Source organism: Nocardia sp. MDA0666 (assembly GCF_003023875.1).
Classification (GTDB): Bacteria; Actinomycetota; Actinomycetes; order Mycobacteriales; family Mycobacteriaceae; genus Nocardia; species Nocardia aobensis.
Genome location: NZ_PYHT01000022.1, coordinates 20114 through 44416, shown reverse-complemented (window position 1 = coordinate 44416; position 24303 = coordinate 20114). Strand labels below are relative to the sequence as shown.

Genomic DNA, 24303 nt, shown 5'->3' with positions numbered 1-24303 from the left:
CTCGTGTGCCTGCCGACCGGACCACCGCCTCCCTGCTCACCGCCCTCGCACCCGCGCTGCGCGCCGCGCTGAGCCGGGTCCGTTACGACGCCGACACCGTGCTCGAGGCCATCGGCGCCGACGCCCACGCCGCTCTCGGACGTTCCGAGCCGGTACCGGTGCGCCGGGCCGCGCGCGACGCCGGTGAGCTCGGCACGCTGATCCGGCTGCTGCTGCTCGGCGACGCCCTGCCCGAACGGGAGGTGGCCGCGGCCTTCGCCCCGCTCGACATCGACCGGGCCCTCGCCGCGGGCCTGCTCGAGCGCGACGGCGATTCGATCCGCGCCGCCCTGGACCTGCGGCCCCTGGATTTGGGTTCTGGCACCCGCTGGGTGCTGTCGGATCTCGACGACTCGATGCGGCGGCGCACCCTCAGCGCCGACCACGTCCTGGGCGTGGGCCAGGCGTCGCTGTCGCTGCTGCGCGCGACGCCGACCGATCCCGTCGGATCCGTTCTGGATCTCGGCACCGGCTGCGGTGTGCAGGCGGTGCACGCCGCGGGCTATGCGAAGACGGTGACCGGCACCGATGTCAGCGGCCGCGCGCTGTGGCTGGCCGAGGCGACCGCCGCGCTCAACGACCTCGACATCGAGTTCGTCGAGGGCTCGTGGTTCGAGCCGGTCGCCGGACGCCGCTTCGATCAGGTGGTGGCCAACCCTCCGTTCGTGGTCGGGCCGGCCCGGATCGAGCACACCTATCGCGATTCTGGCCTGGCGCTCGACGGTGCCAGCGAACTGGTCGTCTCGCAGGCGCCTGGTCTGCTGAACCCGGGCGGTACCGCGGCGATGCTCGCCTCCTGGGTGCACGCCGGCGATGCGGACTGGCGCAGCCGAGTGGCGAGCTGGCTGCCCGATCAGGGGGTCGACGCCTGGATCGTGCAGCGTGATGTGGCCGATCCGGCACTGTATGTCGGCACGTGGCTGCGCGATGCCGGACTGGATCCGCGCGACCCCGAGGCACAGCGGCGGGCCGAGCAGTGGCTGGCCGCCTTCGACGCGGCGCAGGTCGAAGGCATCGGCTTCGGCTTCGTCTATCTGCGCGCGATCGACGGGCCCACCGAGGTCCTGGCCGAGGATCTGAACCACGGTTTCGACGACCCGCTCGGCGCGGAGGCGCCGGCCTACTTCCGCCGTTCGGCGTGGCTGCGGACGGTGCTGGCGGACAACGAGGTCGCCTGGCGTGCGCGATTCACCGTCGACGCCGCGACCGCGCTCGAACGCGTCCTGCTGCCGGGCGCCGAGGGCTGGCAGGAGCGGGTGCTCCGGCTGCATCGCGGTGACGGCCCCCGCTGGCAGCACGAGATCGACGACACGCTGGCGGCGTTGCTCGCGGGAATGCGGCCCGACGGGCTGCCGTTGGAAGAACTGGTCGAATTGCTCGCAATCGGCCACACCGGAACCACCGCGACGCCGCAATTCCGAGCCGAGGCGTTGTCGGCGGTCACCGGACTGGTCCGTCACGGACTGATCACACCGGACGAACTCGACGCGACCCCGGCCGACGCCGCGCGCGTCCCCGCGCCCTCCCCCATGTCCACGGAGTTCCCTTCTTAAGAACTTCTCAGACGGAGGTTGCGAAAGCCGCAGCTCAGCACGGTTTATCGGCGCCAAGTCGGGGAACTTTCCCTGTGTCGGGTCCGTTGTTCGGAGTGAGACACCACCGACAGGAGGCAAGTCATGACAAGCCCCGCCACCACTGGAGTGCGCGCCATCGATTCGGACCTCGACGCCCAGAGCCCGGCAGCCGACCTGGTACGTGTGTACCTGAACGGGATCGGTAAGACCGCGCTGCTGACGGCCGCCGACGAGGTCGAGTTGGCCAAGCGCATCGAGGCGGGCCTCTATGCCCAACACCTGTTGGAGACCGGCAAGCGGCTCTCGGCGACCCGCAAGCGGGATCTGGCGATCCTGGTCCGCGACGGTCAGGCCGCCCGTCAGCATCTGTTGGAGGCCAACCTCCGCCTGGTCGTATCGCTGGCCAAGCGCTACACCGGCCGCGGTATGCCGCTGCTGGATCTGATCCAGGAAGGCAACCTGGGTTTGATCCGCGCGATGGAGAAGTTCGACTACGCCAAGGGTTTCAAGTTCTCCACCTACGCCACCTGGTGGATCCGGCAGGCCATCACCCGCGGTATGGCCGATCAGAGCCGCACCATCCGCCTCCCCGTGCATCTGGTGGAACAGGTCAACAAGCTGGCCCGGATCAAGCGCGAACTGCATCAGCAGCTCGGCCGCGAAGCCAGTGACGAGGAACTCTCGGCCGAATCGGGTATTCCGGTGGAGAAGATCGCCGATCTGCTCGACCACAGCCGCGACCCGGTGAGCCTGGACATGCCGGTCGGCAACGACGAGGAAGCCCCGCTGGGCGACTTCATCGAGGATTCGGAGGCGACCTCCGCCGAGAGCGCCGTCATCGCCGGGCTCATGCACCGCGATGTGCGCAGCGTGCTGGCCACCCTCGACGAGCGCGAACAGCAGGTCATCCGGCTGCGTTTCGGCCTCGACGACGGCCAGCCGCGCACCCTCGACCAGATCGGCAAGCTGTTCGGTCTCTCGCGCGAGCGCGTGCGCCAGATCGAGCGCGAAGTCATGGCCAAGCTCCGCAAGGGTGAGCGGGCGGACCGCCTGCGCGCCTACGCCAGCTAGGTCACACAGACGCTGGGCCGCCCGGAATCCGGCCCAGCACCATCCCGGTGACCGGATGGTCACCTCCGCTGCGCCGGCCGACGCCGGTGTGCCCTTCCCCCTCCGGGGCACATCCGTCGGCCGGCGTGCTGTATCGATCCCCCGGCGCGAATCCCGTTGCCGCGACTCCGAATTGCGCGGCTACCCGGGGTTTGCCGCGGCTACCCCGAATTGCGCAGCGCCGTCGCCAGGCCGTTCATGGTGAGCAGAATGCCGCGCTCGACCAACTCCGATTCGTCCCCGGCGCGCCTGCGCCGCAGCAGGTCCACCTGCATCTGGTTCAACGGTTCCAGGTACGGGAAGCGGTTGCGGATGGACTCGGCCAGCGCCGGGTTGTCCGATAGCAGCTGATCGCTGCCGGTGATCGCCGCATGGACCTGGACGGTGCGGTCGAACTCGTCGCGGATCATGCCGAAGATGGTGGTGCGCAACGTCGCATCCTCGACCAGCTCGGCATAACTGGCGGCGATATCCATATCGGCCTTGGCCATCACCTGCGCCAGGTTGGACATCACGGTGCGGAAGAACGGCCAGCGCCGATACAGGTCGCGCAGCGTCTGCCAGCGCTCGGAGTCGGTACCGGCCCACTCCTGGATCGCGCTGCCGGTGCCGTACCAGCCCGGCAGCATCACCCGCGACTGGCTCCACGCCATCACCCAGGGAATCGCCCGCAGATCCGATACCGAACTGGTGGGTTTGCGGGAGGCGGGCCGGCTGCCGAGATTGAGGTCGGCGACCTCGGCGATCGGCGTGGAGGCCCGGAAGTAGTCGACGAAGCCGGGCGTCCGGTGCACCAGCCGCGCATAGGCGTCGCGCGCCGCCTCCGCGAGCTCCTCGAACACCTCGTAGGCCGCCTCGGCGCCGGATCCCAGACCTTCTACATCCAGCAGCGACGACTCCAGTGTGCCGGCGACCAGCGATTCCAGATTGCGATGGGCGGAACCGGATTCGGCGTATTTGGTGGAGATCACCTCTCCCTGCTCGGTCAGCCGTAGCGAACCGCGCACCGCGCCCGCCGGCTGGGCGAGGATCGCGTCGTAACTGCGGCCGCCGCCGCGGCCGACGGTGCCGCCGCGACCGTGGAACAGCCGCAACCGGATTCCGGTTTTGCGGGCGGTTTCCACCAGGTCGAGTTCGGCGCGGTACAACGCCCAGTTCGCCGCCAGATATCCGCCGTCCTTGTTGGAGTCGGAATAGCCGAGCATCACCTCCTGCGCCATCGCGCGGGCGGCGACCAGGCGGCGATAGGCCGGAACCTCCAGTGCCGCGGCCAATGTCGCCGCTCCGCCGCGCAGATCGTCAATCGTCTCGAACAGCGGAACCACCCCGACCGGGGAGTGAGGCGGGGTCTGGTCGTCGCCGGGATCGAGAATTCCGGCCTCTTTCAGCAGCAGCGCCGCCTCGAGCATGTCGCTCACCGAGGTGCACATGCTGATGATGTAGTTGGGCACGGTATCGGGCCCCAGCGCGTCGATCGCGGCGCGGGCCGCGCGCACCACGCCCAGCTCCTTGGTGGCGAGTTCGCTCAGCCGGGCGTGCGGGCCCAGCAGCGGCCGTCGCGTGCTCAATTCGGCTGCGAGCAGCTCGACGCGCTCCGGTTCGGACAGGCTGCGATAGTCCGCGTGCACACCCGACCAGGCCAGCAGTTCGGCCACGACCTGTTCGTGCACCTCCGAGTTCTGGCGCATGTCCAAGCCCTGCAGGTGGAACCCGAAGGTCTCCGCCGCGCCGCGCAGCGCGGCCAGGCGGTCGTCGGCCAGCAGGCCGTCACCCGATTCGCGCATGGAGGCGTCGACGGTGTTCAGATCGTCCAGCAGCTGGTCCGGGCCCTCGTACGGCGAGACGCGGGCGAGTTGCTCACCGGACAGTTCGAACACCGAGGGGAATTCGGCGGCCGAGCCGAGCGCACGCTGGGCGGTCGCGGCGAGGCGCAGGCGGATGCCGCGGATCGCGCGACGATACGGTTCGTCGGCGCGCTGCGGTGAATCGTCACCGGCGGCGTCGGCCAGCCGGGACAGTTCCGGAGTGATCGCGACCAGCCGAATCGACTGCGACAGCGACTTCTCCAGGGCGACGAGCTCTTTCAGATAGTGGCCGAAGATCACCGTGGCGGCCCGGCGAGTGGCGCGTTCCACCACCTCGCCCGTCACGTTCGGGTTGCCGTCGCGGTCGCCGCCGATCCAGGAACCGGGCCGCAGAATCGGCCGGGCGAGCAGATCGTATCCGGGCCACCGCGCCCGCAACGCCTCGCGGACCTCGGCATTGATCCGCGGAATCACCTCGAGCAAGGTGAGGTCGTAGTAGCGCAGTCCGACCTCGATCTCGTCGGAGATCCGCAACCGCGCGAGGCGGATCAGCGCGGTGCGCCACAGGGTGAGGATCTGGCGGCGGATGTCGTGGTCGATGGTGGCGTACTCGGGCTCGTCCTCGCGGTAGCGGGCCCGCCGGCGCATCAGTTCGGTGATGCGCGCCTGAACGTCGAAGACGGTGCGGCGGCGTGTCTCGGTGGGATGAGCGGTGATCACCGGCGAGACCAGCGCGTCCTCGAGCACCTCCGCGGCGAGCGCGCCGTCGACGCGAGCGTGGTCGAGCGCCCGATACGTCGCGGCCAGGCTGGATTCCTGCGGCGGCTCACCGGCGGCGACGTGCACCGCGCGGCGGCGGTCGCGCTGCAGATCCTCGGCGAGGTTGGCCAACAGCAGGAAATGACTGAACGCCCGGATCAGCGGGATCGCCACCGGCAGCTCGGTATCGCGCAGCATTTCCGCCACCGCGCTGCGCTCCACTTCCGACCGCCGCACCCGGAAGGCCTCGACCCGCACCCGTTCGACGAGGTCGAACACTTCGGGGCCCTCGTGGTCACGGATCGTCTCGCCCAGGATCGCACCGAGAAACCGGATATCGTCCCGCAGGGGCGCCGTAGCGCTCTCGATCTGATCTTCGCGCATACGGCCAGTATCGACCATGTCCGCGGACCGGCCGCGGTGGCGCTGGTCACCACGGTATGGCGGGCCGGGCACCGAACGCCTCACACCAGCCGGCGCGGACCGTTGTCGAAGCGGCTCGGTTCCGGGCCGATCCGCACGCGCGCGTACAGGATCGCGGCGCCCTCCGGTGAGGCCAGCACCGGTTCCACCGACAGTTCCCGCACCTCCGGCAGATCGTCGCACAGCGCCGAAATGCGTTGTGCCAGTGCGGCCAGCGCCTTCTTGTCCACCGGTTCCCCGATGGTGCGGCCCGATCCGGCCTGCCCGTCGAGCAACGGGGCGGCGCGCGGGGCGTCGATCAATTCGACCGCCTCGGCCTGCGTCAGCGGCAACGCCCGGTAGGCGCGGTCGCCGAGCAGGTCGATGATGGTTCCGGAGAGACCGAATCCGATGACGGATCCGAACGACGGGTCGTCCTGCACCCGCAGCACACACCCCACCCCCTTGGTCGCCATCTTCTGGATGTGGACCACCGCGTTGCCGGTCAGTTCCGCCAGATCGGTGTAGGCGCGCCGGACCGCGGTGTCGCGCCACAGGTCGAGGCGGACACCGGTGAAATCCGGTCGGCTGCGCCACATTTCGCCGGTGGCCTTGGCGGCGACGGGATATCCCAGTTCCGCGGCCGCCGCGACGGCCGCGTCGGGATCACGTGCTTCCCGGAACTCCACCACGCGAATGCCGTAGCAGGCGAGCAGTTCCGCGGCCTCCAGATCGCCGAGCCAGTCCCCGTCCGGATTGCGAGACATCCACTGCTCCACCAGGTCTCGCGCCCGGCCGACCTCGAGACCGTCCGGGCGCACCACCAGAGAGGCCGGGCGGGTCCGCCACGCCGCGTATCGCCGCACCCTTGCCAGCGCTCGCGCCGCGCGTTCCGGATCGGGGTAGGACGGAATGGAACCGCGGTCGACGATGCCGCCCGCACCGCGCACCGTGAGCAGATTAGGCATACCGTGATCGGCGACGAAGGTGGTGAGCACGGGTTTGACCGCATCCTGCGCGCCGGCCCGGATCGCCTCGGCGAAGGCGGTGACCGCCGCCGGCACCGGCGGCGCGAAGATGACGATGACAGCGTCGACCTCGGCCGAATCCATCGCACTCGCGACGGCGGTCAGGTAGTCGGCGGGTTCGGCCTGGGGCCCCAGATCGGTCGGCTCCCCGACCTCCAGTCCCTCCCCGCGCGCCGCGTCCACCGCCAGCCAGCCCAGGGCGGCGCTGTTGCCGATCACCGCGAGCCGCGGGCCGTCCGGCAGCGGCTGGTAGGCCAGCAGCATGGCGCAGTCGAACAGTTCGGCGATCGTATCGACCTGCACGATGCCGGCCTGGGCGAACAGATCGCGCTCCACCGAACGTTCCAGACCGCTGACCGGCACGTTGGCGGCGTTGCGGCCGCTGCTCACCGCCACCACCGGTTTGGTGCGGGCCACCCGGCGGGCGATGCGGGAGAACTTGCGCGGATTGCCGAAGGTCTCCAGATACAGCAGCACGACGTCGGTGTCGGGATCGGTATCCCAGTACTGCAGCAGGTCGTTACCCGACACATCGGCGCGATTGCCGGCCGAGACGAAGGTCGACAGTCCGAGCTTGCGCGCCGCCGCCTCGGCCAGGATGGCCGCGCCCAGCGGCCCGGACTGGCAGAAGAATCCGACCCGGCCGCGGCCCGGTAGCACCGGCGCGAGCGTCGCGTTCAGCGAGACCGCCGGATCGCTGTTGGCGATACCGAGCGCGCTCGGTCCCACCACGCGCATGCCGTGGCCGCGTGCGGCGTCGACCAGATCGCGCTCGGCGCGGAAGCCCGCCGGCCCGGTTTCGGAGAATCCGGCGGTCAGCACGACCAGGCCTTTGACCCCCTTGGCCATACAGTCGTCGAGGACCGATTTGATCTCCTCGGCCGGTACGGCGACCACCGCCAGATCCAGTTCGTCGGGGATGTCGTGCACGGTCGGATACGCGCGCACACCGCGCACGGAGGTCCGATTCGGATTCACCGGATACACCGGGCCCTGGAACACCCCGGACAGCAGATTCGCCAGCACCGCCCCGCCGACCCGGCTCGACGACGGGGTCGCACCGATGACGGCGATCGACCGCGGCGCCAGCAGATTGCCGACACTGCGTGCCTCCGAGGCCCGCTCCCGCGAATCCCGCACCGACAGCAGCGCTTCGGTGGGGTCGATGGCGAATTCGAGGTGCAGCACGGACCCGTCGCGGCTGCGCTGGACCTGGTACCCGGCCTCCCGGAAGACCGTGACCATGGTGTGGTTCTCGGCGAGTACCTCGGCGACGAAGGTGTCGATATCGTTCTCGGCGGCCGCCCCGGCCAGATGCTCGAGCAAGATCGACCCCAGGCCGCGGCCCTGATGTTCGTCGGCGACGACGAACGCCACCTCCGCCGCGCGGGGACCTTCGCGATCGGTGAGCAGTTCGTAGCGGCCGACCGCGATGATCACCGACCCCAGTTCGACGACCAGCCCCACCCGGTTGTGGTAGTCCACGTGGGTGGTGCGGTACAGATCCTTCGGTGTCATCCGCGGGTACGGACCGAAATATCGCAGATAACGGGTCCGATCGGACAGCGCCGCGTGGAATGCCTGCATCGGCTCGGCATCGTCGGGGGTGATCGGCCGCAGCCGGACCACACCGCCGTCGGCGGCGAGCACATCGGCGAACCAATGCTGCGGGGGCGGCGGCGGATCGGCGGGAGTGTTCTCGGCGTCCGGTGCGGGGACGGATGATTCAGTCACGGGGGTCCTCCGGGTCCAGGCCCAGCAATCCGTAGGTCGCGCGGCGGGTGGCGAGCACCGAGGTGTCGATCGCGCGCTGCGCGCGGTCGAGGTGGGCGTCGCCGGTGTCGAGCACGCCGCCCGGCCCCTCCCAGGGGATGAAGGCGGTGTCGCCGCCGTCGCCCATCGTGGTCGGCGCCGGCACGGTCGGGGCGTAGCCGCGCACCAGCTCACGCCAGTCCTCGGGAATGGCGGTGCCCGGGTCGATCTCGCGATCCAGCGCCGTCGCCAGCAGGTGGGTCCACGCGCGCGGCACCACCCGGACCAGTCCGTAACCGCCGCCACCCACCGCGAGCCAGCGCCCTTCGGCGTACCGGTCCGCGAGTTCGCGCATGGCCCGAAACGCCGCGCGCTGGCCGTCGACGGTGAGTTCGAGGTCGGCGAGGGGGTCCTCGCGATGGCTGTCGACCCCGCACTGACTCACCACCAGTTGCGGCCGGAACGCGGCCAGCGCCCCGGGCACGACGGCGTGAAATCCGCGCAGCCACTGCGCATCCCGCGTGCCGGGCAGCACGGCGAGATTGATCGCGGTGCCCTCCGCGGGGCCGGCGCCGATCTCCTCGGGCCAGCCGGTGTTGGGCCACAACGTCGCCGGATGCTGATGCAGCGAAATGGTCAGCACGCGCGGATCGTCGTAGAAGGCACGCTGCACGCCGTCGCCGTGGTGCACGTCGACGTCGACGTAGGCGATGCGGTCGAAGCCGTTGTCCAGCAGCCACGAAATGGCTACCGCCACATCGTTGTAGACGCAGAACCCGGATGCCGCGTCGGGCATCGCGTGATGCATACCACCCCCGATGCTGACCGCCCGCCGGGCGCGGCCCGCCGCGATTTCCGCGGCGGCGGCGAGGGTTCCGCCGACGATCACCGAGGCCGCCTCGTGCATATGGGGGAAGACGGGATTGTCCATCGAACCGAGCCCGTGCGGGGGTGCGGCCGGCGGTGTCGTGCCCGGAGGTGCGGGCACGGCGTGGCGCACGGCCTCGAGGTAGGCGGCGGTGTGGATGCGCAGCAGCTCACCGTCACTGGCCGGGCCGGGTGCGAGGGTTTCGATGCCGTCGAGCAAACCCAGACTGCGCGCGAGCGCCATCGTGAATCGGAGCCGGGCCGGTTTCATCGGATGTTCCGGGGTCCAGGTGTAGTCCAGGAAGCGGTCGGTCCATACCACTGCGGCGTCGTCTGCCATAACGGTCACGCTAGCCCACCGCGGCCCGTCGCCGTGGCGTTGCTCGCACCGGCGGGGACACGGGAAGCAGACCACCCGCGTTGTCGTTGTCATGCAGTAGAAATGCAAGACGACACCGGGCGCGCCTGCCGCCCGCGCGCATCCGGTCGCGCGCGCAGGTATCGGCGAGGTTCGTGCAGGACGTGCGAAATATGCTGACGCCGATTGTGCAGCCGGGCGTGGGTAGAATTCGTGCCGACGAAGGGGTAACAGGTGAAGGATCTGGTCGACACCACGGAGATGTATCTCCGTACCATCTACGACCTCGAGGAGGAGGGCGTGGTGCCGTTGCGGGCGCGTATCGCCGAGCGCCTCGAGCAGAGCGGCCCGACGGTGAGTCAGACGGTCGCGCGGATGGAGCGCGACGGTCTGCTGATGGTCGCCGGCGACCGCCACCTCGAACTCACCGACAAGGGTCGCGCGATGGCCGTGGCGGTCATGCGCAAACACCGGCTGGCCGAACGGTTGCTGGTCGACGTGATCGGGCTGGACTGGCAGAACGTGCACGCCGAAGCCTGCCGCTGGGAGCACGTGATGAGCGAGGAGGTGGAACTGCGTCTGCTCGAGGTGCTCAATCACCCCACCACCTCGCCCTACGGCAACCCCATCCCCGGCTTGGACGAACTCGGCGTCAACTCCATCAATTCCGGTGACGAGACCCTGGTCCGGCTCTCCGACCTGCCGCCCGGCCAGGTGTCGGCGGTCGTGGTGCGCCGGTTGTCGGAACACATTCAGGCCGATCCGGACGTGATCGGTCAGCTGCGGGAGGCCGGGGTGGTTCCCGATGCCCGCGTGACCGTCGAGACCAAGCCCGGTGTGGTGATCATCTCGGTGCCGGGGCACGTCGGTTTCGAATTGTCCGACGAGATGGCCCACGCCGTCCAGGTCAGGCTGGCCTGACGGATGAAACTTCTGGTGACCGGCGGTGCCGGATATGTCGGCGGAGTCTGCGCCCAGGTACTGGTTCAGGACGGCCACGAGGTCGTGGTGGTCGACGATCTGTCCACCGGCAACGCCGAGGGTGTGCCGGCCGGCGCGAAATTCGTCGACGGGGATATCGCGACCACCGGCGTCGAGCTGATCGAATCCGAATCCTTCGATGGCGTCCTGCATTTCGCGGCGCAGTCGCTGGTCGGCGAATCGGTACAGCAGCCCGAGAAGTACTGGTACGGCAATGTGGTCAAGACGCTGGCGCTGCTGGAGGCGATTCGTCGCACGCAGACCCCGCGGCTGGTGTTCTCCTCGACCGCGGCGGTCTACGGTGAGCCGGAACAGGTTCCGATTCTCGAGTCCGCGCCGACCCGCCCGACCAACCCCTACGGGGCCTCCAAGCTCGCGATCGACCACGCGATCACCTCGTACGCCGTCGCGCACCGTCTGGCCGCGACGAGTTTGCGGTATTTCAACGTCGCCGGCGCGTACGGAGGGCTCGGCGAGAACCGGGTGGTGGAAACCCATCTCATCCCGCTGATCCTGCAAACGGCTCTCGGACATCGGGATTCGATTTCCGTGTTCGGCACCGACTATCCGACGCCGGACGGCACCGCGGTGCGTGACTACATCCACATCCGTGATCTCGCCCGCGCGCATGTCCTGGCATTGGCGCAGTCGCGGCCCGGCGAACATCGCATCTTCAATCTCGGTAGCGGTACGGGATTTTCGGTGCGCGAAGTGATCTCGGCTTGTGAGCGCGTCGTGGGCCGGCCGATTCCCGCGGTGGACGCGCCGCGGCGCGCCGGTGATCCGGCGGTGCTGATCGCGTCGAGCGCGAAGGCGATCGACGAGCTCGGCTGGCAGCCCGAACACAACGATCTCGACGAAATCGTCTCCGACGCCTGGGATTTCCTCACCTCGCTCGGTGACCGCGCGCACAGCGCTCGCTGATACGCGCGGCCTCCGGGCCCGTGATCGGGAAGCTGTCATCGCGACTCCGGCTCGCCGTCATCGGCGATGACCAGGTCGATACCCAGCCCCGCGGCGATATCGCGGCCGCTGACGGCGAGTTTGCGCACATCGTCGGGGCGCATGCCGGTGCGCAGCGCCGCGTCCAGCAGTCGTGCGATGCGGTGAGCCGGGTCGGCCTGCAGCGCAGCCTCGAACGCGACACCTGCCAGCGGTCCGTCACCGCGGGTATAGGCGCTGTAGCCGAAGAGGGTGGCCAGCTCGGCCCGGTCCGGGCCGGTGAGGCCGCGGCAGGCACGAGACCACAGCGCCTCGGCCGCTGCGGCGTGGGCACCCAGCGCCACCGCGAACAGCGAATCGCGCACCGCGGTGTCCCGCACGGCGACGGCCAGATCCGCGAGTTCGCGTGGATCGAGGTCATCGCCCGATTCCACAGTGCTGATCTGCCACAACACCATGTCCAGGGCCGCGCGACTGTAGGAGCGCGGCTCCCCGGCACGCAGTGCGCGCCGGAACCGCTGCCTGGCGGCCTCCGCGGCATTGCCGATCACGGCGTCGATCTGGAGACGCAGTGGCGTGTTCTCCGCCACCGCGGCGGTGAGCTCGGTGCGCGAGCCCCGGATGGGGCGGCCGTCGAGAACCTGCGCGAGCGCGACCGGTGAGGCCGCCGGATCCGCTTGCGTACCGGCACTGCCGGTATCGAGCACACTCCACCAGTCGGCGCCCGGGGTGATCTCGCCCACGGCCCATGCCTCCGCGAGAAGCACATCCTGGCTCTGCAGCGCACCGTCGAGCACCCGGACGAGATCGCGATGGCGGGCCGCACACCGCCCGGCCCGCCCCGCCCGCGGCGCCGTCGCACGATCGTCGACGATCAGCGCCACCACACCGACGGCTTGCTCCTGCCCGCAGATGGCGGCCAGTTGCGCGGCCAGCCGCACCCACGCCCCGCATCCCGCCACATCGAGATCGTGGCGGGCCACCGCGCCGAGATAGACCGCGCCCGGATACTTCTGCGACCGCAGCAGTAGGCACACCACCAGCGAACGCTGCGGGCGAAACCCCAACAGCGCGGGCACGGCCGCGATGAATTCCGCCGGTTCGCTCATCGTCAACGCGGTCGCCGCCCACAGCTGTTCGGCGCCGCCCGCCCGGGTGCGGCGGCCCTCCACGCCGCTGCCTCGCTCACGAGACATGTCACCGTCGCCCGTGCCGGGCGGATCCGATTCGGCCTCGCCCGCGAGGCCGTGCGCCGTGCCGGACGGTGCCGACTCCGATGTTGGACCGGCCAATGTTGTGTCGGCCTCGCTCACCGCGAGTTCCGGCGGCGTATCCCGCTGCGGCGGTGTCGGTTTCGCCGTGCTACCACCGGCATCCACCATGTCGTCCTCGTCGCGCGGAGGACCGTATTCCTCGGCACCGCTGTCGTTTCCGCGGCAATCGGCGCGCGGTCGCCCCATCCGGCCGACCTCACTGCGCACGCAGCGCTCCGGCGCCATCGAGTCGCCACCGCAGTCACTGTGCTCGGCACCGACGCATTCGTGCACGGTGGCGCACGCGGCGCCGGCACACCGGCCCGGCGGCACCTCCGCGCGAACACTCCCCCGAATATCGCCGCATCGCAGCGGAACTCGACCCGCCCCGGCCTCCGCGCCTGCCGTTCCGCCCGCCGCGCGGGCGACTCCCCCGCGCGACCGGCACATCCGGTTCGCGCATCCGCCGACGCGCCGCGAAGGAGGCGGCGAAGTGGCGACAGCCTGGTCATCGGTAGCAGCTTCGGTTTCCGCAGCTTTCCGTGAATGAGCCGCGGTGCCGGGTCCGCTGTCCCGGCCCGGCATGCCCTCTCGCTCCGTCGATTCGGGCCGGGTGCCGGGGCCCGGCGCGGTTCGGGGTATGCCCGTCTCCGCCGAGGCCACGCTCGTCGTCTGCGGAACCGCGCTCGACGGCGATGGGCCCTGCGCCGCATCGTGGCTATCGGTGCTGGGCCGGCCGGGGTCGGTGTGTGTGGTCATGGCGTCCACACTGCCCGTGCGCCACTGCCGAGCCGGCGGGCTGAGCTGGGCTTTCATTTCGTCTGGGGAGTCCGTTGAAAACTGGGGATGGCGGTGCCGACACGCGGTGCGACCGAGCAGGGATGTCGGGGCCTGCTGTTACGGTTGCGCCGGGGAGAGCACAGTCGCCACCGGCCTCAGCGGGTACGGACCTTGGCGACCGCCGCCGTGAAGACCTGGTCCAGGCCGGTCGTATCCGGCGCGGCGGCACCGAAAGTCATTGCCGTGGTTTCGATTCGGATGTCGCCGATCTGGGCGAGCAGGGTCCGCAGCGCCGGATCGGCGGAGCTGCCGGGCGGCGAGCCGGTCGCCGTGCGACCGAAGGCCACGGTGTCGTCGGCGTCGACCGGCGGGGGCGGCAGCAGCCGGGTGGTGATCGTGCGATCGATCGCGCCGTGCCGAGCGTGCACCGTGGTGCAGCGCGAAAGCTGGTCTCCCAGCGAGGACAACGGCTCGTCGGTACGGCTCAGCACGACGGTGATCGTGGCTCGGGTCCGGTCGTCGGTCCCGACCGTCGCCGCGGTCCCGGTGGGATCGGGCGGGGCGGGTGCGCAGCCGGGCGGATCGATCCGTGCCCCCGGCGGAATCGCGGTGAGATCCGCGGCCGCCGCCGCGGCGCGATCACCGGAGGCGACGACGGTCGTATATCCCGCCGGGAATCGGTCCTGGCCGGGCAGCATCGCTGTCAGATCGCCGTCGATATGCCGGGTGACCACACTCTGGCGCATCGCGGTCGGATGCCCGGACACCGTGGAACCGCACGCGGCGAGCAGACAACTCAAGGCCGCGTACCCGACGGTGTGGCCGAACCCGCGGCACCTCCGCGAGGCCGGCGGATTCGGGACGCTCACTCCCCCACTATGGCCGATGCCGCCGCCCCCGCGGATCTGCCACGCCGACCCCGCGGGAATACCCGGCGCGGATCCGGAGTTGTGTTCTCCGGTAGGGCATGAGCGTGGCCTACCTCCGCCGGGTACGCTCCGCGACCGCTACTCTGCGGGGGTTACATCCCCCGGTGGACCGGCGGTTTCCATCGGATGTCACCGCCCGCACGCCGACCGGTACGCGACACCCCCGCGCGTACCCTGGACGGTGGCGAGGTGGCGAGATCCGGCACCGGACCACTACTGAAAACGACTGAGGCGGACAGGGCTTGACCAGGGAGTTTGGCAAATGAGCAGTATGTACGAGCTGGAGTTCCCCGCTCCGCAGCTGTCCTCGGCCGACGGCGAGGGTCCGGTGCTGGTGCACGGCCTGGAAGGTTTCACCGACGCGGGCCACGCGGTACGGCTGGCAACGACCCATCTGCGCGAAAGCCTCGAATCCGAGCTCGTCGCCTCGTTCGACGTCGATGAACTGCTCGACTATCGCTCGCGGCGACCGCTGATGACCTTCAAGACCGACCATTTCTCGGACTACGCGGATCCGGAACTGAACCTGTGGGCGCTGCGCGACACCGCCGGCACCCCGTTCCTGCTGCTGTCCGGCATCGAACCGGACCTGCGCTGGGAGAAGTTCGTGACGGCCGTGCGCCTGCTGGCCGAACAGCTCGGCGTGCGCCGCAGCATCGGCCTGAGCGCCATCCCGATGGCGATTCCGCACACCCGGCCGCTGGGTATCACCGCCCACGCCAGCGACCGCGATCTGATCGGTGAACATCAGCGCTGGCCCGGCGAGCTGCAGGTTCCGGGCAGCGCGTCGTCGCTGCTGGAGTACCGCATGGGACAACACGGCCACGAATCCATCGGTTTCTCGGTGCACGTCCCGCACTATCTGGCGCAGACCGCGTATCCGGAGGCCGCGCAGACGCTGCTGGAGAACGTCGCCGACAACGCGGGCCTGGCACTTCCGCTGGCGGCGCTCGGTGAGGCCGCGGCCCGCGTACGCGAACAGGTCAACGAGCACATCGCCGGCAATGCCGAGGTGGAGACGGTCGTCCAGGCGCTCGAGCGCCAGTACGACAGCTTCGTCACCGCGCAGGAGCGCCGCTCCAGCCTGCTCGCCGGAGAGGCCGACCTGCCGACCGGTGAGGAACTGGGCGCGGAGTTCGAGCGCTTCCTCGCCGAGCAGACCGAATTCGGCGACGGCGACGAGCCCCGGGACTGACCCGCACTCCATCGCCCGGCGGCACGGTTCACCGCCGTGCCGCCGGGCGATGCGGTACCCGCGACGGTTCGTCGGTAACGTGGACGCACGTGCAGCTGTCCGAACTGGTTCCCGACCGTGCCGTGCCCGACGTGGATGCCGACTGGCTGTACGAAACCTTCGCCGAATGGACCTCCGCCCAGGGGCTGACGCTGTATCCGGCGCAGGAAGAGGCGCTGATCGAGCTGATGACCGGCGCGAACGTCATCCTCGCCACACCCACCGGTTCGGGAAAATCGATGGTCGCCGTCGGCGCGCACTTCGCCGCGCTGAACCGGGGTGAGCGCAGCTACTACACCGCGCCGATCAAGGCACTGGTCAGCGAGAAGTTCTTCGCGCTGTGCGAGGTGTTCGGCGCCGACAAGGTCGGCATGGTCACCGGCGACGCCGCGGTGAATCCGACGGCCCCCATCATCTGCGCCACCGCCGAGATCCTGGCGAATCTCGCGCTGCGGGAGGGCGCGGACGCCGATATCGGCCAGGTGGTGATGGACGAATTCCATTTCTACGCCGATCCCGATCGCGGCTGGGCCTGGCAGGTGCCGCTGCTGGAACTGCCGCGCGCCCAATTCCTGTTGATGTCGGCCACTTTGGGTGAGGTGGACCATTTCGCGCGGGATCTGGAACGGCGCACCGGACGCTCCACCGCCATCGTCACCGGATCCGAGCGCCCGGTGCCGCTGCTGTTCTCGTATGTCCGCACCCCCATCACGGAAACCCTGGAAGACCTGGTGACCACCAGCCAGGCCCCGGTCTACGTGGTGCACTTCACCCAGGCCGCCGCGTTGGAGCGCGCCCAGGCGCTGACGAGTGTGAACTTCGCGTCCAAGGCGGAGAAGGACGCGATCGCCCAGGCGCTGGGCGGTTTCCGGTTCGCGACCGGATTCGGCAAGACACTGTCGCGGCTGATCCGCCACGGAATCGGCGTCCATCACGCCGGGATGTTGCCGAAGTATCGGCGTCTGGTGGAGCGGCTGGCCCAGGACGGTCTGCTGAAGGTCGTCTGCGGCACCGACACCCTCGGCGTGGGCATCAACGTGCCGATCCGCACGGTGCTGCTCACCGGATTGACGAAATTCGACGGGGTGCGCACGCGGCGGTTGAAGGCGCGCGAATTCCATCAGATCGCGGGCCGGGCCGGGCGCGCCGGATACGACACCGTCGGCACGGTGGTGGTCCAGGCTCCCGAGCACGAAGTGGAGAACGCCAGACTGGTCGCCAAGGCCGGCGACGATCCGAAGAAGCTGCGCAAAATCCAGCGGCGTAAACCGCCGGAGGGTTTCGTATCCTGGTCCGAGGACACCTTCGACCGGCTCGTCGCCGCGCAGCCGGAACCGATGGTGTCACGATTCCGGGTCACCAATTCGATGCTGCTCAATGTCATCGCCCGGCCCGGCAACTGCTTCGACGCGATGCGTCACCTGCTCGAGGACAATCACGAACCCCGGCCTGCGCAGCGCAAACACATCCTGAAGGCGATCCGGCTCTACCGGGCGCTGCGCGATGCGGGAGTGGTCCAGCAACTCGACGAACCGGATGCCACCGGCCGCCGGGCGCGGCTCACCGTCGACCTGCAGCGCGACTTCGCGCTCGACCAGCCGCTGTCGCCGTTCGCGCTGGCAGCGCTGGAGCTGCTTGACAAGTCGGCTCCCAGCTACACACTGGATGTGGTGTCGATCATCGAATCCACACTGGAGGATCCGCGCCAGTTGCTGCTCGCCCAGCAGCACCGGGCGCGGGGTGCGGCGATCGCCGAGATGAAGGCCGACGGCATCGAATACGACGAACGCATGGAGCTGATCGAGGAGATCACCTGGCCGAAGCCGCTGGCCGAGCTGATCGAACCGGCCTTCGAAACCTATCGCGGGGGCCATCCGTGGGTCTCGGAATTCAGCCCGTCCCCCAAGGCCGTGGTGCGCGAAATGATCGAGCGCTCACTGACTTTCGCCGAACTGATCTCCCAGTACGAGCTGGCGCGCTCGGAGGGCCTGGTGCTGCGCTACCTCGCCGACGCCTACCGCGCACTGCGCCGGACCGTCCCCGAGTCGGCGCGCACCGAGGAACTCGAGGACATCACCGAATGGCTGGGAGAGCTTGTCCGCCAGGTCGATTCGAGCTTGCTCGACGAATGGGAACAACTCACCAATCCGGGCGCCGAGACCGACGACGACCAACTCGCCTTCGGCGCCGACACCGTGCGGCCGATCACCGCGAACGAACGCGCGTTCCGGGTCATGGTGCGCAACAGCATGTTTCGCCGGGTCGAGCTGGCCGCCCGGCAGCGCTGGCACGAACTCGGCGAATTCGACGACGGTCCGGACTGGGCCGACGATCTGGCCCCGTACTTCGACGAATACGGTGCGATCGGCACCGGCCCGGACGCGCGCGGCCCGGCGCTGTTCGCCGTCGAGACTCGACCCGGCTTCTGGCGGGTGCGCCAGATACTCGACGATCCGGCCGGTGATCACGGCTGGGCGCTCGAGGCCGTCGTGGATCTGGCCGAATCCGATGCCGCCGGCGAGGTGGTCTTCGACGAGATGACGGTGCGTGCCGGATGAGCACGATCGTCCTCGACCTCCGCCGCGATCCCGCCACGACGCTCGTACGCCGCCGAAAACCCGGTGCCGACGCGCTGATCTGATCCGGCCACCGTCCCCGGTGCGGGCCGCGCTCACCCGAGCGTGATCAAGCCGACCCTCGTTCCGGTTCGTTTCCCGTGCCCTCGCGCTGATACTCTCTCGCTCGCTGCCTGCAGCGGGAGGCTGCCCAGAAGAAAGAGAGTTCCCTTAGATTGACCGGTACAAACGCGCCCGAGTCGCCCTGTCTCGTCATCGACCTCGATCGGGTGCGCGGCAACTTCCACGCTTTCCGTGCGGCCTTCCCGTCGGCACGAATTCGCTTCGCTGTCAAAGCATCTCCGATGCCGGAGATCATCCGGCTGCTCGATTCCGAGGGCGCCGAGTTCGACGTCGCCAGTATCGGCGAGATCGAGATGTGTGTGGCGCTGGGCGTCGACCCGGCAACGCTCTGCTACGGCAACCCGATCAAGAAGGCCGCCCACATCGCGGCCGCCTACGCCGCGGGTGTCCGCCGGTTCGCCTTCGACACCGAGGACGATCTGGAGCGGATCGCCGAACTCGCGCCGGGCTCGGAGGTGGAGTGCCGGTTCCTGGCCTCGGCGCCGCAGTCGCAGACCCCGTTCGGCACCAAATTCGGCTGCGCGCCCGGTGAGGCGGTGCGACTGCTGGTGCGCGCCCGCGACCTGGGCCTGCAGGTGGCCGGCCCCTATTTCCACGTGGGCTCCCAGCAGCTGGATCCGGTGGCGTGGCAGATCGGCATCGAGCAGGCCGCGGCCATCACGGAAGCGCTGGCGGTCAAGGACATCCCGGTGGCGTCGGTGAATATCGGTGGGGGCCTTCCGATTTCGTACGCCGATCCGGCGCCGGAGCTGTCCGAACTGAGTGTCGTGATCGCCGAGTCGGCGACGCGGCACCTTCCCGAGCACACCGACCTGGTGGTGGAACCCGGCCGCGCCCTGGTGGGCAATGCCGGCGTGATCCGCGCCGAGGTCGTGAACGTGCGCACCGCGCCGGACGGGCGGCGCTGGGTGTATCTCGACATCGGCCGCTACAACGGTATGGCCGAGACCGAGAACGAGTACATCGCCTACCGGATCGAAACCGACCGCGACGGTGACCCCGCCGACGAGGCGGTGATCGCGGGCCCGACCTGCGACGGAGACGATGTACTGTATCAACGCACGCGAGTCCTTCTGCCGACCACGCTGCGAGCCGGTGATCCCGTTCGGATCCTCGATACCGGCGCTTATACGGCGAGCTATTCGTCGGTGTCCTTCAACGGTTTTCCGCCTTTGACTGTGCATGTCATCGGCGCTGAGCGAGAGTGAGTTTGCCCATGACGGCAGAATTCACCGGCTGGCACGTGCTGGCCGAGTTCGGTGGTGTCGACGTAGCCCTCTGCGACGATCTCGAACGACTCGAAACAGCGCTTCGACAATCGTTGCTCGCCGCGGGAGTGACGATCTGCGAGGTGGTGCACAAGAAGTTCGAGCCCCACGGCGTGACGGTGCTGGCGCTGCTGTCGGAATCGCACGCGTCGATCCACACCTATCCGGAATCCGGCGACATCTTCGTCGACGTGTTCACCTGCGGCAGCATCGGCGCCGGCGCCACCAAGGCGGTCGAGTTGCTGCAGGATGCGCTGCAGCCGGAATCGGTGCATATGGAGGTCGTGCAGCGCGGGCATCACGCACGCCGGGTGCACGAGCCGGTCGGCGAGGGCCTGACGCGCGTCTGGGATCTGTCGGAGGTGATCGTCGATGCGCGAACTCCGTTCCAGCACATGGTGATCGCGCGCACCGCGCAGGGTGTGTCGCTGTTCTCCGACGACGACCGGCAGTCCACCGAGTTCTCCCAGCTGACCTATCACGAGGCGATGCTGGTCCCGGCCTACGCGCTGGCGGCCAAGCTCGACAACGTGCTGATCATCGGTTCCGGCGAGGGTGTGGCCAGCCAGATGTCGGTGGCCGCGGGCGCGACGCGGGTCGACCACGTAGATATCGACCGGATGGAGGTCGAGCTGTGCGCCCGGCATCTGCCCTACGGATACACTCCGGCCGATCTGGAGGCCGCGGTCGGTGGTGACGGCGCGATCCGGATGCATTACGCCGACGGCTGGGATTTCCTGGCCGAGGCCGAATCCGCCGGTGTGCGCTACGACGTGATCGTCATCGATCTGCCCGACGAGCGGGTCGAGGACGCCCAGCACAACCGCCTCTACGAGGAGGAGTTCCTCACCCGATGTAAGGCGTTGCTGGCCGAGGGCGGCGTGCTGGCCGCTCAGGCCGGGTGCCCGACGATGTGGCGCAACGAGACGCTGAAGCGTTCGTGGCAGCGGTTCACCGATCTGTTCGACACCGTGGTGCCCTACGGCAGCGACGAGCACGAGTGGACGTTCCTGTTCGGTGTCGCCGAGCGCATCGACGACCCGGTCGCGGTGATGCGCGAGAAGCTGCCGAAACTGCCCTACCGCGCGGAGACGGTCGACGAACGCGCGCTGGTGCGCGGCGCTATCGAACCGTACGCCCTGCGAGAGATCGCCGCTCGAGCCTGACAGGGCCGGCATTCACAGCACGGGACCCCCTGCGCGACAACTGAATACGAGAAGGACCGCCCGGGACAACCGTCCCGGGCGGTCCGCGTATGGGTAACCCATGCCACCGAATCGGCCGCGCAGGACCAGCGTCTCGCGGTCAGTGGCCGTCCACCGACGCTCAGGCGCGCTCCTGTCGCCACTGGGCCGTGCGCGAGACGTAGCGGTCGAGGTGGTGGGAGACGAACACTTCGGGCAGCCAGTCGTTGCCCGTGACCGCCGACGACCAGACGAAGGTCCGCACGGGCTCCTCGCATCCGATCAGTTCGATCGGGCGCAGATCGTATTCCGGATCCTCGAAGGCTTCGATGATCCGCCAGTCGGCCGCGGTCAGCCCGCGCAGTACCAGCCCGCCCGCCATCCGCCCGGGCTCGGCCACCAGTCCCGGATAGAGCCGCTGTGGCAGCGCCGCCACCCGCCAGCCCCGCGCGACCGCGACATCCATGTCGGGAGTGCGGCCCAGCAGTACCTCGAGCACGGGGCCGAATTGCAGAGTGCCGTAGGCGAACAGGTCCGGACCGGGGTCGTCGGGGCGCGCTCGGCGTTGCGGCGCGGGCTTCTTCGCCGTGGTCATCGGATCACCCGCCCGGCATCTCCGGCGCCGCTTTCCGCGCGCCTATCCGTCGTTACGTCGAACCATCCGTTCCTGCTCGCACACCCGTTTCGCATCCCTCCACTGTGCCGAATGCGCCAGCGGTGACTCACACCGGGTAAACGTGACCTACATCACAGGTCCCATCCTCGCTGGTCACGGTTGCCGAGAAGTCGCCGTACCAGGAAAACCCTGCTTCCGCCGGATGTGCGCGGTTGCTCGCGCATGCTCATCCGACGGGCCGCACCGAATTTCCGGTGACCCGGGCGAACAGGTCCGCGTCGTGGGAGTTGACGATGGTGATCGCATTGCCGTGCGCACGGCCCAGTTCCACCAGTCGCCGGCGGTTCTCCAGATACGCGCCGCGCACGATCGAGCCCAGTTCGAACGACCACCAGAACAACGGCGTCTTGGGTCCGGCCGGGTCGATCTCGCTCGCGACATAGAACGCGTCACCGGCGTGCAGCAGCCAGCCCGATCCGGTGTCGACGGCGACCCCGACGTGCCCGCGCGTGTGACCGGGCAACGGGACGACCAGGATTTCCGGCGGCAGTCCCGGCAGGTCGCGTACCGCGCGGAAACCGAACCACTCGTCGGTGCCGTCGAGTTCGTTGACCATCCAGCGCGGGCCGTGCGACCACTGGGCCGCGCGGTAGCGCAGCCGCTCCGACAGGGTCCGGCCGGCGGTCGCCGCGCGAAATTCGGGGCCGTGCACGTGAATCGTGGCCTCGGGGAAATCCGCCAGTCCGGCGGCGTGGTCGAGATCGAGATGAGTGAGGATGATGTGGCGCACATCGGCGGGGTCGTAGCCCAGCGCCTGGATCTGCCGGATCGCGGTGTGATGCTCGGCGGGCCGGATGCCCAGCAGGAAGCGGCCGGGGCCGACGAAGCGGCCGGGATCGCGCACGCTGTCGAGCCCGAATCCGGTATCCACCAGCACCAACCCGGTCCTGGTCTCGATGAGCAGGCAGTGGTCCACCATGCCCATGGCCATGGTGCCGCAGTTGAGGTGATGAATCCGCACGCGACGAGCGTTCCAGACGCTCACCGGCCGGTCAATCGGGATGGGAGACCATGGAATTTCTCATATCGGGCGTTGTGCCCGAATGATTTCCGCCAGCTGTTCGTAGTCCTCCACGCGCGCGGTCGAACCCCGGAACACCAGGCCGAGGGTGCGCCCCGGCGCCGGCGCCGCGAAACGGGCGATATCCAATGTGCCACGGGAGGTTTCGGCCGCCACGGCCATCTCGGGAATCAGCGTCACGCCGAGCCCACCGCCCACACACTGCACCACCGTCGTCAGCGAGGCCGCGCGGGTATCGCCGACCGGTCCCGGACGCACGTCCTGCGACCGGCACAGATCCAGCGTCTGGTCCCGCAGGCAGTGTCCCTCGTCGAGCAACAGCAGCGGCAGCTCGTCCAACGCCGCGGGCGCGATGTCGCTCCGCCCGGCCAATGCGTGCCCGAGGGGCGTGACCAGCACGAATTCCTCGGTGTAGAGCGGGATTTCGACCATGCCGGTGGCTTCGGACGGCAACGCCATCATCGCGACATCGAGGACGCCGCTGCGCAATCCGTCGAGCAGCCGCGCGGTCTGATCCTCGATGACGTGCGGCACCAGAGCGGGCAGCCGCCGGCGCAGCTCCGGCAGCAATGTCGGCAGCACATAGGGCGCGACGGTGGGGATGATGCCCATGCGCAGGGTGCCGCCGAGGCTGTCGCCGGCCGCGGTGGCGACGAAGCGGTCGGCGGCCTCGAGAGTCGCCATCGCCTGCGGTAGCAGCCTTTTCCCCGCAGCGGTCACCAGCACCCGGCGGGTGCTGCGCTCGATCAGCTGCAGGCCCAGTCCGTTTTCCAGTGATGCCAGCGCCTGCGATAACGTGGGTTGGCTCACATTCAGGTGAGCCGCCGCGGTCCCGAAGTGGCGATATTCCGCAATCGCCACGAACGCACGCAGCTGTGACAGGGTGGGCTGATAAGTCTGATCAGTCACGCCTATCAGTATAGTGCAACTGATCACCTTTACCTTTTACTGGGTTTTGGGCATGATCGACAGCGAAATGCTTCGACGGTGTCCCGCACAAGGGCGACCCGTCACCTGTGTCCCACTACGACGAAGGAGACAACATGGCTCTGCTGACCATCGGCGACCAGTTCCCCGCCTACAACCTGACGGCGGTCATCGGCGGTGACCTGTCGAAGGTGAACGCGCAGCAGCCCGACGACTACTTCACCCAGGTCTCGAGTGACGACTACGCCGGCAAGTGGCGCATCGTCTTCTTCTGGCCGAAGGACTTCACCTTCGTGTGCCCGACCGAGATCGCCGCCTTCGGCAAGCTGAACGAGGAGTTCGCCGACCGCGACGCCCAGGTCCTGGGTGTGTCGGTCGACAACGAGTTCGTGCACTTCCAGTGGCGCGCCCAGCACGAGGACCTCAAGACCCTCCCCTTCCCGATGCTGAGCGACCTCAAGCGTGAGCTCGTCACCGCGACCGGCGTGCTGAACGCCGACGGTGTCGCCGACCGCGCGACCTTCATCGTCGACCCGAACAACGAGGTCCAGTTCGTTTCCGTGACCGCCGGTTCGGTCGGCCGCAACGTCGACGAGGTGTTGCGCGTGCTCGACGCCCTGCAGTCCGACGAGCTGTGCGCCTGCAACTGGAAGAAGGGTGACCCGACCATCGACGCCGGTGAACTGCTGTCCGCGAGCGTCTGATCACCGAAAAG

Annotated in this window: 17 protein-coding genes; 9 read left to right on the top strand and 8 right to left on the bottom strand. The window is 69.0% G+C overall.

Features of this window, described 5'->3' with window-relative positions:
• Positions 1 to 5: 5 nt before the first annotated feature.
• Positions 6 to 1592, top strand: coding sequence for a methyltransferase (locus C8258_RS25310; RefSeq protein ID WP_106957324.1), 1587 nt, complete (start codon positions 6 to 8; stop codon positions 1590 to 1592).
• Positions 1593 to 1715: 123 nt separating this feature from the next.
• On the top strand, positions 1716 to 2684 hold the full coding sequence (locus tag C8258_RS25305; RefSeq protein ID WP_030517242.1) for a sigma-70 family RNA polymerase sigma factor: 969 nt from the start codon (positions 1716 to 1718) through the stop codon (positions 2682 to 2684).
• 200 nt (positions 2685 to 2884) lie between these two features.
• Here the strand turns inward: C8258_RS25305 and ppc are convergent, their stop codons facing one another.
• From ppc to C8258_RS25290, 3 genes are all read right to left on the bottom strand, one after another.
• Positions 2885 to 5671, bottom strand: coding sequence for a phosphoenolpyruvate carboxylase (ppc, locus tag C8258_RS25300; protein WP_106957323.1), 2787 nt, complete (start codon positions 5669 to 5671; stop codon positions 2885 to 2887).
• An 80-nt stretch (positions 5672 to 5751) separates the two neighbouring features.
• Positions 5752 to 8451, bottom strand: a complete 2700-nt coding sequence (locus tag C8258_RS25295) for a bifunctional GNAT family N-acetyltransferase/acetate--CoA ligase family protein (protein ID WP_106957322.1) — start codon at positions 8449 to 8451, stop codon at positions 5752 to 5754.
• Entirely contained in the window at positions 8444 to 9676 is a 1233-nt protein-coding gene (locus C8258_RS25290) for an acetoin utilization protein AcuC (RefSeq protein WP_106957321.1), read from the bottom strand. Before C8258_RS25290 ends, C8258_RS25295 begins: the two co-directional genes overlap by 8 nt.
• A 252-nt stretch (positions 9677 to 9928) precedes the next feature.
• Between C8258_RS25290 and C8258_RS25285 the strand changes: the two genes are divergently transcribed.
• Together C8258_RS25285 and galE are read left to right on the top strand one after the other, a co-directional pair.
• Positions 9929 to 10615, top strand: a complete 687-nt coding sequence (locus C8258_RS25285; protein ID WP_106957320.1) for a metal-dependent transcriptional regulator — start codon at positions 9929 to 9931, stop codon at positions 10613 to 10615.
• Positions 10616 to 10618: 3 nt separating this feature from the next.
• Positions 10619 to 11599, top strand: a complete 981-nt coding sequence (gene galE / locus C8258_RS25280; protein ID WP_106957319.1) for a UDP-glucose 4-epimerase GalE — start codon at positions 10619 to 10621, stop codon at positions 11597 to 11599.
• 35 nt (positions 11600 to 11634) lie between these two features.
• Here galE and C8258_RS25275 read toward each other — a convergent pair whose 3' ends face one another.
• Together C8258_RS25275 and C8258_RS25270 are read right to left on the bottom strand one after the other, a co-directional pair.
• Positions 11635 to 13098, bottom strand: a complete 1464-nt coding sequence (locus C8258_RS25275) for a DUF4192 domain-containing protein (protein WP_158271311.1) — start codon at positions 13096 to 13098, stop codon at positions 11635 to 11637.
• A 707-nt stretch (positions 13099 to 13805) separates the two neighbouring features.
• The gene (locus tag C8258_RS25270; RefSeq protein ID WP_146161327.1) at positions 13806 to 14417 is read right to left on the bottom strand and encodes a DUF5642 family protein; all 612 of its coding nucleotides are present in this window, start codon (positions 14415 to 14417) and stop codon (positions 13806 to 13808) included.
• 424 nt (positions 14418 to 14841) lie between these two features.
• On the opposite strand from C8258_RS25270, the gene C8258_RS25265 reads away from it, so the two are divergent.
• The 4 genes from C8258_RS25265 (at position 14842) to speD (ending at position 20946) form a co-directional block, all read left to right on the top strand.
• The gene (locus tag C8258_RS25265) at positions 14842 to 15774 is read left to right on the top strand and encodes a PAC2 family protein (RefSeq protein ID WP_106957316.1); all 933 of its coding nucleotides are present in this window, start codon (positions 14842 to 14844) and stop codon (positions 15772 to 15774) included.
• Between the two features lie 89 nt (positions 15775 to 15863).
• Positions 15864 to 18371 (top strand): RNA helicase, encoded by a 2508-nt coding sequence (locus C8258_RS25260; protein WP_106957315.1) that lies wholly within the window; start codon positions 15864 to 15866, stop codon positions 18369 to 18371.
• A gap of 287 nt (positions 18372 to 18658) precedes the next feature.
• Entirely contained in the window at positions 18659 to 19720 is a 1062-nt protein-coding gene (locus C8258_RS25255) for a type III PLP-dependent enzyme (protein WP_369974817.1), read from the top strand.
• 8 nt (positions 19721 to 19728) lie between these two features.
• Positions 19729 to 20946: an adenosylmethionine decarboxylase gene (gene speD / locus C8258_RS25250; RefSeq protein ID WP_106957314.1), complete on the top strand. Its 1218-nt coding sequence runs from the start codon at positions 19729 to 19731 to the stop codon at positions 20944 to 20946.
• A 160-nt stretch (positions 20947 to 21106) separates the two neighbouring features.
• Here speD and C8258_RS25245 read toward each other — a convergent pair whose 3' ends face one another.
• The 3 genes from C8258_RS25245 to C8258_RS25235 all read right to left on the bottom strand — a co-directional run bounded on the left by C8258_RS25245 (position 21107) and on the right by C8258_RS25235 (position 23570).
• The gene (locus C8258_RS25245; protein ID WP_106957313.1) at positions 21107 to 21559 is read right to left on the bottom strand and encodes a gamma-glutamylcyclotransferase family protein; all 453 of its coding nucleotides are present in this window, start codon (positions 21557 to 21559) and stop codon (positions 21107 to 21109) included.
• 247 nt (positions 21560 to 21806) lie between these two features.
• Positions 21807 to 22601 carry an MBL fold metallo-hydrolase gene (locus C8258_RS25240; RefSeq protein ID WP_106957312.1) on the bottom strand — a complete coding sequence of 265 codons (795 nt, stop codon included), beginning with the start codon at positions 22599 to 22601 and terminating at the stop codon, positions 21807 to 21809.
• Positions 22602 to 22661: 60 nt separating this feature from the next.
• The gene (locus C8258_RS25235) at positions 22662 to 23570 is read right to left on the bottom strand and encodes a hydrogen peroxide-inducible genes activator (RefSeq protein WP_106957311.1); all 909 of its coding nucleotides are present in this window, start codon (positions 23568 to 23570) and stop codon (positions 22662 to 22664) included.
• Positions 23571 to 23704: 134 nt separating this feature from the next.
• On the opposite strand from C8258_RS25235, the gene C8258_RS25230 reads away from it, so the two are divergent.
• Positions 23705 to 24292: a peroxiredoxin gene (locus C8258_RS25230; protein WP_030517257.1), complete on the top strand. Its 588-nt coding sequence runs from the start codon at positions 23705 to 23707 to the stop codon at positions 24290 to 24292.
• Positions 24293 to 24303 lie beyond the last annotated feature (11 nt).

Coding starts and splice junctions, on each gene's coding strand:
- C8258_RS25305 (WP_030517242.1), top strand. CDS start 1,716: ATGACAAGCCCCGCCACCACTGGAGTGCGCGCCATCGATTCGGACCTC.
- ppc (WP_106957323.1), bottom strand. CDS start 5,671: ATGCGCGAAGATCAGATCGAGAGCGCTACGGCGCCCCTGCGGGACGAT.
- C8258_RS25290 (WP_106957321.1), bottom strand. CDS start 9,676: ATGGCAGACGACGCCGCAGTGGTATGGACCGACCGCTTCCTGGACTAC.
- galE (WP_106957319.1), top strand. CDS start 10,619: ATGAAACTTCTGGTGACCGGCGGTGCCGGATATGTCGGCGGAGTCTGC.
- C8258_RS25265 (WP_106957316.1), top strand. CDS start 14,842: ATGAGCAGTATGTACGAGCTGGAGTTCCCCGCTCCGCAGCTGTCCTCG.
- speD (WP_106957314.1), top strand. CDS start 19,729: ATGACGGCAGAATTCACCGGCTGGCACGTGCTGGCCGAGTTCGGTGGT.
- C8258_RS25245 (WP_106957313.1), bottom strand. CDS start 21,559: ATGACCACGGCGAAGAAGCCCGCGCCGCAACGCCGAGCGCGCCCCGAC.
- C8258_RS25230 (WP_030517257.1), top strand. CDS start 23,705: ATGGCTCTGCTGACCATCGGCGACCAGTTCCCCGCCTACAACCTGACG.